This is a genomic window from Halobacillus sp. (genome assembly GCF_049282395.1).
Taxonomy (GTDB): domain Bacteria; phylum Bacillota; class Bacilli; order Bacillales; family Halobacillaceae; genus Halobacillus.
On the sequence record NZ_JBAPTY010000376.1, the window covers coordinates 1 to 2,630 of the forward strand.

The window sequence follows — 2,630 nt, forward strand, 5'->3', positions numbered from 1 at the left end:
ACGGACACAACCGCCAGCCACAAAGCATCAAAAAACGAGAGCTGTTCCGTAATCATATATCCAATAATTCCGAAAAGAACAAGCATATGCAACAGTAATAAGGATATGAAAACTTTGCGTTGATCCATCAATCCCACCTCAAGTTATACCTTTCTTTTACTATAGTACCATTAGAAGGGGTTACGCAGTAAGATGAAAGGTATTCTTTTGGAAGCCTGCCCGTACAGACAACAAACGATAAGTACCAAACTATGCTTGTTCCCTTTCAAAGCCATTCTATTCAAATTTTCTAAATTTTTTGTCGGAAAAGGATGAAATTTATTTATATTTTGTTATACTACTTATTAACGGAACATTTAAGGAAAATGTCCTTAATTTAAAGGAGGAACATTTTTGAACAATATAAAAGAACACATTTCATTTATTGAAAGCGATATTCTGAATATTCGCCGGACGCTGCATCAGCATCCAGAGCTGAGCAACGAAGAATATCAGACATCTGCTTTAGTAAAAGAGAAACTTACGGAATACGGCATTGAATTTCAAACTGGTTTTGCTAAGACCGGCGTTCTCGGAATTATAAAAGGAGAACATCCAGGTGGGACAGTAGCGCTCAGAGCCGATATGGATGCCCTTCCGATTCAGGAAGCCAACCAGCATGAGTTTGCATCTGAAAACGACGGAAAAATGCACGCATGCGGCCATGACGCTCATACAGCTATGCTGCTCGGCGCCGGTTACGCTCTTCAACAGCAAAAAGAAGACCTTCATGGCACGGTTTTACTCGTCTTCCAACCCGCGGAAGAGACGTCTCCTTACGGCGGTTCACAACCTATGCTTGACGATGGAGTGTTTGATCAATACACACCGGACGTCATTTATGGACAGCATGTATGGCCAAGCCTCCCTGTCGGTCAAGTAGGTATTCGGGATAAAGAAATGATGGGAGCTTCCGACCGATTTAAAGTGATTGTTAAAGGAAAAGGCGGACATGCGAGCATGCCTCATGATGGCAATGATGCTTTAATTATTACCAATCAAATCATCTCCAGTCTTCAGACCATTGTCAGTCGGAACGTAAACCCGCTTGATTCAGCAGTTGTAACCATTGGCCGGATTGAAGGCGGCTATGGGTACAATGTTATTCCCGAACAGGTGGTTTTCGAAGGTACCGTACGTACTTTTAAATCAGAAGTGAAGGAAAAAGTAAAACAACGTTTCCACAGGGTTATTCAGCAGACGGCCGAAGCATTCGAGGGAGAGGCAGAAGTAACTTATTATGATGGCTATCCCGCGACCATTAATACACCAGAATGGGCTCAGACAGCCCGCAAATCAGCCCAGCGTCTTTTAGGTGAAGATGCAACACCTTCTCTCGATCCAGCTTTAGCCGGAGAAGATTTCTCCAGATTCCTGCTTCATTATCCGGGTGCCTTTATCTGGCTCGGCACTCAAATTGAAGATGCCGACAATCAGAAACCACTTCACGATTCTGGTTTTCAATTGAATGAAAAGGCCCTGCCGATCGGAAGTCGTTATTTAGTCCAGGTAGCGCTGGATACACTGCAAAGCCTGGCTGAAAGTAAAGAAGGTGATCGAAGTGCCTCATAACGATTCATTCATTCAGGCTATCCAGCCTAAATTAACTGAATGGCGCCGTCACTATCATAAGTATCCTGAACTTGGGTTTATGGAATACTGCACCACCTATACGATTGGGCAGGAATTAGAAAAATTGGGCTTTACTCTATATGTAGGAAAAGATGCTCTGCAAAGCGATTCCAGATACGGTGTTCCTGATGAAGAAACGCTTCAGGAAAAGGAAATGGTAGCATCCGCGTCGGTAGATGACCGCTTTCTTGCAAACATGAAGGGCGGTCATACCGGACTAGTCGCGGTATGGGATACAGAAACCACCGGCGACCACCTTGCCTTCCGCTTTGACATTGATGCTTTGCCGATTACAGAAGCTGAAGTTGAAGAGCACTTGCCTTTTAAACACTCTTTTGTATCCAAACATACAGGTGTTATGCATGCTTGCGGCCATGACGGGCACACCACCATCGGCCTTGGACTCGCTCATTTCATTGCGGAGAATAGTTCAGACTTAAACGGAAAGTTTACTCTCCTGTTTCAGCCGGCCGAAGAAGGCGGGCGAGGCGCAAGAGCGATGACAGACAAAGGCTGGCTCAAAGACGTGGATTTCTTTTATTCCGGACATATCGGAATTCAGGATCTGCCTGTTGGAACGGTGGCAGCCACTACCAAAGGGTTTCTGGCATCAGCGAAATTAGACGCCCATTTTAACGGCCAATCCTCTCATGCCGGTATGAAACCCGAAGAAGGACGCAATGCCTTGCTCGCGGCAGCCACGGCAGCGACTCAATTGCATTCCATTCCCCGGCACAGTGAAGGCATCAGCCGGGTGAACGCAGGAAAACTGATTGCCGGCAACGGACGTAATATTATATCGGACCGCGGCTTTCTGGAACTTGAAACGCGAGGGGAAACGAAAGCCATAAATGCTTATATGCAAAAGGAAGCCAGACGTATGATTCAGGCTGCAGCGGACATGCACCAGGTCGATGTAGACATTGATTTCGTAGGCGAAACGGAGCAGATGATTTGCG

General features: G+C 45.7%; 2 protein-coding genes. Both read left to right on the top strand.

Features of this window, described 5'->3' with window-relative positions; all coding sequences use genetic code 11:
* Positions 1–393 precede the first annotated feature (393 nt).
* Positions 394–1,611 carry a M20 metallopeptidase family protein gene (locus WAM07_RS15635; RefSeq protein WP_422168314.1) on the top strand — a complete coding sequence of 406 codons (1,218 nt, stop codon included), beginning with the start codon at positions 394–396 and terminating at the stop codon, positions 1,609–1,611.
* A partial coding sequence (locus WAM07_RS15640) for an amidohydrolase (RefSeq protein ID WP_422168315.1) occupies positions 1,601–2,630 on the top strand: 1,030 nt, incomplete at its 3' end. The genes WAM07_RS15635 and WAM07_RS15640, both read left to right, overlap by 11 nt.